This window comes from Henriciella sp., from assembly GCF_049649345.1.
Classification (GTDB): Bacteria; Pseudomonadota; Alphaproteobacteria; order Caulobacterales; family Hyphomonadaceae; genus Henriciella.
This window is the reverse complement of record NZ_JBARZC010000334.1, coordinates 1-4,670: the sequence shown is the minus strand read 5'-3', so window position 1 is coordinate 4,670 and position 4,670 is coordinate 1. Positions and strand designations below refer to the sequence as shown.

General features: G+C 61.6%; 6 protein-coding genes. All 6 read right to left on the bottom strand.

The annotated features are described in order from the left end of the window. A partial coding sequence (locus tag WA989_RS09100) for a dihydropteroate synthase (protein WP_424340186.1) occupies nt 1-1,245 on the bottom strand: 1,245 nt, incomplete at its 3' end. Further along, nucleotides 1,242-1,673 carry a gamma-glutamylcyclotransferase family protein gene (locus tag WA989_RS09095; RefSeq protein WP_424340185.1) on the bottom strand — a complete coding sequence of 144 codons (432 nt, stop codon included), beginning with the start codon at nt 1,671-1,673 and terminating at the stop codon, nt 1,242-1,244. The genes WA989_RS09100 and WA989_RS09095, both read right to left, overlap by 4 nt. Further along, a complete protein-coding gene (locus WA989_RS09090; RefSeq protein ID WP_424340184.1) occupies nt 1,673-2,230 on the bottom strand; it encodes a pyridoxamine 5'-phosphate oxidase family protein in 558 nt (185 codons plus the stop codon). Before WA989_RS09090 ends, WA989_RS09095 begins: the two co-directional genes overlap by 1 nt. A 12-nt stretch (nt 2,231-2,242) precedes the next feature. Beyond that, nucleotides 2,243-3,310 (bottom strand): homocysteine S-methyltransferase family protein, encoded by a 1,068-nt coding sequence (locus WA989_RS09085; RefSeq protein ID WP_424340183.1) that lies wholly within the window; start codon nt 3,308-3,310, stop codon nt 2,243-2,245. Continuing rightward, nucleotides 3,310-4,224: a methylenetetrahydrofolate reductase [NAD(P)H] gene (gene metF / locus WA989_RS09080; protein ID WP_424340182.1), complete on the bottom strand. Its 915-nt coding sequence runs from the start codon at nt 4,222-4,224 to the stop codon at nt 3,310-3,312. The genes WA989_RS09085 and metF overlap by 1 nt, the downstream gene beginning before the upstream one ends. Further along, nucleotides 4,221-4,670 (bottom strand): class I SAM-dependent methyltransferase (locus WA989_RS09075; protein WP_424340181.1); only part of this gene is annotated, 450 nt, incomplete at its 5' end. The genes metF and WA989_RS09075, both read right to left, overlap by 4 nt.

The window sequence follows — 4,670 nt, the reverse complement described above, 5'->3', positions numbered from 1 at the left end:
ATCGTGGACATCGCCCTTCACCGTGGCGAGCACGATCTTGCCATTCGACTGATCGACCGTGCCGAGCTCCTCCTTTTCCTTCTCCATGAAGGGGGTAAGGTGGGCGACAGCGGCCTTCATGACACGGGCGGATTTCACAACCTGCGGCAGGAACATCTTGCCCGAGCCGAACAGGTCGCCGACGACATTCATGCCGTCCATCAGCGGGCCTTCAATGACGTGGAGCGGGCGCTCGACAGACTGGCGAGCTTCTTCGGTGTCCTCGGTGATGAATTCTGTAATGCCATGGACGAGGGCGTGCTGAAGGCGCTTGGCGACGGGCTGTTCGCGCCATTTGGTGTCCTTCTCCTGGACCTTGCCCTTCTGGCCGCGGAAGCGCTCTGCGATGTCGACCAGGCGTTCCGTGGCGTCCTCGCGGCGGTTGAGGATGACGTCCTCGACAGCCTCGCGCAGGTCCGGCTCGATATCGTCATAGATGTCGAGCTGGCCGGCATTGACGATCGCCATGTCGAGGCCGGCCGGGATGGCATAATAGAGGAAGACCGAGTGCATCGCCCGGCGCACCGGCTCATTGCCACGGAAGCTGAATGAGACATTTGAAAGCCCACCGGAGACGTGGCAGCCGGGCAGGTTTTCGCGGATGCGCTTGGTCGCCTCGATGAAATCCACGGCGTAATTATTGTGCTCTTCGATGCCTGTCGCGACGGCGAAGATGTTCGGGTCGAAAATGATGTCTTCTGCCGGGAAGCCGACCTTTTCGGTGAGCAGTTTGTAGGCGCGTTCGCAGATCTCGAACTTGCGCTCTGCGGTGTCTGCCTGTCCGACTTCGTCGAAGGCCATGACCACGGTGGCCGCGCCATAGGAGAGGACTTTGCGGGCTTGGGCGAGGAAGGCCTCTTCGCCCTCTTTCAGCGAGATGGAATTGACCACCGCCTTGCCTTGCACGCATTTGAGGCCCGCCTCGATCACCTCCCATTTGGAGCTGTCGACCATGACCGGCACGCGGGCGATGTCCGGCTCTGCGGCGATAAGGTTAAGGAAGGTCGTCATCGCCTCGACGCCGTCGAGCATGCCCTCATCCATATTCACATCAATGATCTGCGCCCCATTCTCGACCTGGCTGCGCGCCACCTCGACGGCGGCGGCATAGTGGCCAGCCTTGATCAGGTTGCGGAATTTTGCCGAGCCGGTAACGTTTGTCCGTTCACCAATATTGACGAAGGTCTGGGAGGCAGAGGAAGTCATACGCGTGCGCGTCCTTTTTCGAGGGGCCAGTTGCCGTCTTCGAGGACCGGGTAGCCGTCTGTTTTCTGGTTGTAGATATAGATCCAGGCCTCGCCGTCTGGCTGGCCGGACGGATCTATCAGGTCTGTCTTTTCGCGCCTGTAGAGCGAGCCTTCGCGGTCGCCGGGGCGGATGCCTTCAAATTCGTCCATCTCGCGGGCGAGACGGGCCGTATCGAGCCTGTAGAGGACGCCGTGGCAGATCTCGTCTCCGGGCACCACGCCCGGATAGCCGCCAAGATCGAGCATGCGGCCTTCGAACCGGCAGGGACCGAGAAATTCACCGTGACGCGGAAAATCAAGATGCGCAGGTGCGCCCGCAGCCCCCTGTTTCAGGAGGCCATAGAAGATGAACTGGTCGCCGGAGGAGACAGGGCCGTTGGGGAGCATCAGGCCTTGCCGCGTACCATGCCCGGAAGACCATCGAGGCTCTGCGCATTCTTCTGCATCCGGCTTTCGTACCAGTCGTCCAATGGCTTGTTCTCGATATACCGTGTCAGCTGATCGCGCTGGCCCTTGAACTCGTAAAAGGGAACGCCCCAGCCACAGCTGTCGGCGACGCTGGTAATGTCGAGATAAATGATGTTGCGCGCCCGCTCATGGCCCGGCGGGAAGCGGCCGATTTCGGTTTCAAAGTCCGGATGATCGAACTGCAGGGTCCGGCCCTTGCCATAGACGCGGAGGATATTGGCCGGGCCTTCGAAGGCGCAGAACATGATGGTGAGGCGGCCATTCTCATTGACATGGGCGAGCGTCTCGATGCCCGAGCCGCCGAGGTCTGCATAAGCGACTGTCTTCTCGTCGATCACGATGAGACTGTCATAGCCCTTGGGGCTGACATTGACGTGGCCATCATCGGCGCGCGGCGCTGTGGCGACGAAGAACATCTTCTGCGCCTTGATGAACTCGATCAGCTTGTCGTTCAGCTTGTCATATGTCTTGCCCATACCAGTCTCTCCTCAGCCTGTGAGCGCGAAAGGTTCGAGCCCTGATAGCCGCATGCCTTTCGGCTCCGCGGCGGGCGAGCGGGGGGTCAGCCCTTCGACCGATTTTGCAATCGCCGCAATATGCTCCGGCGTCGTGCCGCAGCAGCCGCCAAGGATATTGACGAGGCCGTCCTTTGCCCAGCCATTGAGCGCGCCGGAGGTCTGCTCGGCCGTCTCGTCATACTCGCCCATTTCATTGGGCAGGCCGGCATTGGGGTAGGCCGCGACCAGCGTATTGGCGAGGCGTGCGAGTTCGGCGATGTGCGGGCGCATCAGGTCTGCGCCAAGCGCGCAGTTTAGGCCGATGGCGAAGGGTTTGGCGTGGCGCACCGAGTTCCAGAACGCCTCGACCGTCTGGCCTGACAGCGTGCGGCCCGAGCGGTCAGTGATCGTGCCGGAAATCCAGATCGGCAGCTTTTCCATGCCCTCGGCTTCGAGATCCAGGATCGCCTTGATGCAGGCCTTGCAGTTCAGCGTGTCGGTGATCGTCTCGATCAGGTAAAGATCGACGCCGCCTTCATTCAGCGCCTGCACCTGCTGTCGATACGCCTGGTACACATCGTCGAATGTGACCGAGCGCGCGCCCGGATCATTCACGTCCGAGGACATGGACAGCATCTTGTTGAGCGGGCCGATGGAGCCGGCGAGAAAGCGCGGCTTGTCTGGCGTTTTCGCGCTCCAGTCATCAGCGGCTTCGCGCCCGATGCGCGCGCCTTCGAGATTGATCTGGCGCACGGTCTCGGCGTCGAGCTTATAGTCGTCTTGCGCGATCGTCGTCGCCGAGAAGGTGTTTGTTTCGGAGATGTCAGCGCCTGCCGCGTAATAGGCATCGTGCAGTTCGCGGACGACATCGGGCCGGGTCAGGCAGAGAATGTCATTATTGCCCTTCTGCTCGCCGGGCAGGGTAAATTTGTCTGACTGGAAGTCATCTTCGGTGAGGCCCTTGCGCTGGAACATGGCGCCCCAGGAGCCGTCAAAGACGAGGATGCGGTCCTTCGCAGCGGATTTAAGGGCGGCAATACGTTTCTGACGGTCGGTCATTATGCAGCCTCTGCTTTTGCTGGCTTCAGGCCGAGCAGGTGACAGGTGGACAGGGCGAGATTGGCCCGGTTCAGCGTGTAGAAGTGGAACTGCTTTACCCCGCCATCGGCAAGCTTGTGGCAGAGTTCGGCGGCGATGTTGGCGGTGATCAGGTCCCGCGTGTCGGCATCGTCTTCCAAGCCTTCATAGAGCTGGTGCAGCCAGTCCGGCAGGGTGGCCTGGCACAGGCCCGCGATCTTTTTCAGCCCCTTGAAATTTGGCTGCAGCATGATGCCTGGCACGATCGGCATGGTTATGCCGGCTGAGCGTGCGCGGTCGAGGAATTCGAAATAGATCTGCGGCTCGAAGAAGAATTGCGTGATCGCCCGGTCGGCGCCCGCATCCTGCTTGGCTTTCAGATGGGCGAGATCAAAATCCCAGCCGCGGCTGTCGGGGTGGGGTTCGGGATAGCAGGCCACCGAGACTTCGAACACTTTGCCGAGATCGGGCCGGTGGGCCCGAAGCCGCTCGACCAGGTCGATGACATTTTTGAAGCCGCCCTCTGTCTGGCGCCAAGGCTGGCCAATGCCGTCAGGGGAATCGCCGCGCAGCGCCACGATGTGGCGGACACCCGCTTCCCAATAGTCTTCCGCGGTCTGCAGCACGTCTTCCTTCGTCGCACTGACGCAGGTAAGATGAGCTGCTGGTGTCAGCGACGTTTCTTTGGCGATGCGCGCAACCGTTTCCTGCGTCCGCGAGCGGGTCGAGCCGCCAGCGCCATAGGTGACGGACACGAAATCAGGCTGCATCGGCTCGAGCCGGCGCACGCAATCCCAGAGGCGCTCATCCATCACCTCATTCTTCGGCGGGAAGAATTCGAACGAGACGTGCGGGCGTTTGCCGGCCTGGCGTGTGGCGACGGACAGATCGCTCATGCGGCGGCCTCCTTGCGATTGGCGGGTTTTGTGGCTGCCCAGATCAGGACGGCGATACCTTTTTCAAGGTCAGCGGGCGGGTCGAAGCGCACAGGCTTGGCGAGATCGAGGCCTGCGCGTTCTGCCCAGTTTTCCATATTGTCCTGGCGAATGCCAAGGCGGCGGTGGCCAAACTCGGCGCGCATGAACTCATGATCATGCTGGGCGAAATCGACAATGATCAGTTTTCCGCCGGGCAGGAGAACGCGGGCCGCTTCGGCGAGGACGCGGTCAGGGTCTTCCAGATAGTGAAGCACCTGATGGACGATGACGACGTCCGCGCTCGCCGTCTCGAAGGGCGTCGCGGTCGCATCGCCCTGGCGAAGGCGCGCCTGGCTGAGCCCGGACTGGGCGAGCTTGGCGCGCGCCACCTGCAGCATCTGATGGGACAGGTCGAGGCCTTCGAC

Coding starts and splice junctions, on each gene's coding strand:
- WA989_RS09095 (WP_424340185.1), bottom strand. CDS start 1,673: ATGCTCCCCAACGGCCCTGTCTCCTCCGGCGACCAGTTCATCTTCTAT.
- WA989_RS09090 (WP_424340184.1), bottom strand. CDS start 2,230: ATGGGCAAGACATATGACAAGCTGAACGACAAGCTGATCGAGTTCATC.
- WA989_RS09085 (WP_424340183.1), bottom strand. CDS start 3,310: ATGACCGACCGTCAGAAACGTATTGCCGCCCTTAAATCCGCTGCGAAG.
- metF (WP_424340182.1), bottom strand. CDS start 4,224: ATGAGCGATCTGTCCGTCGCCACACGCCAGGCCGGCAAACGCCCGCAC.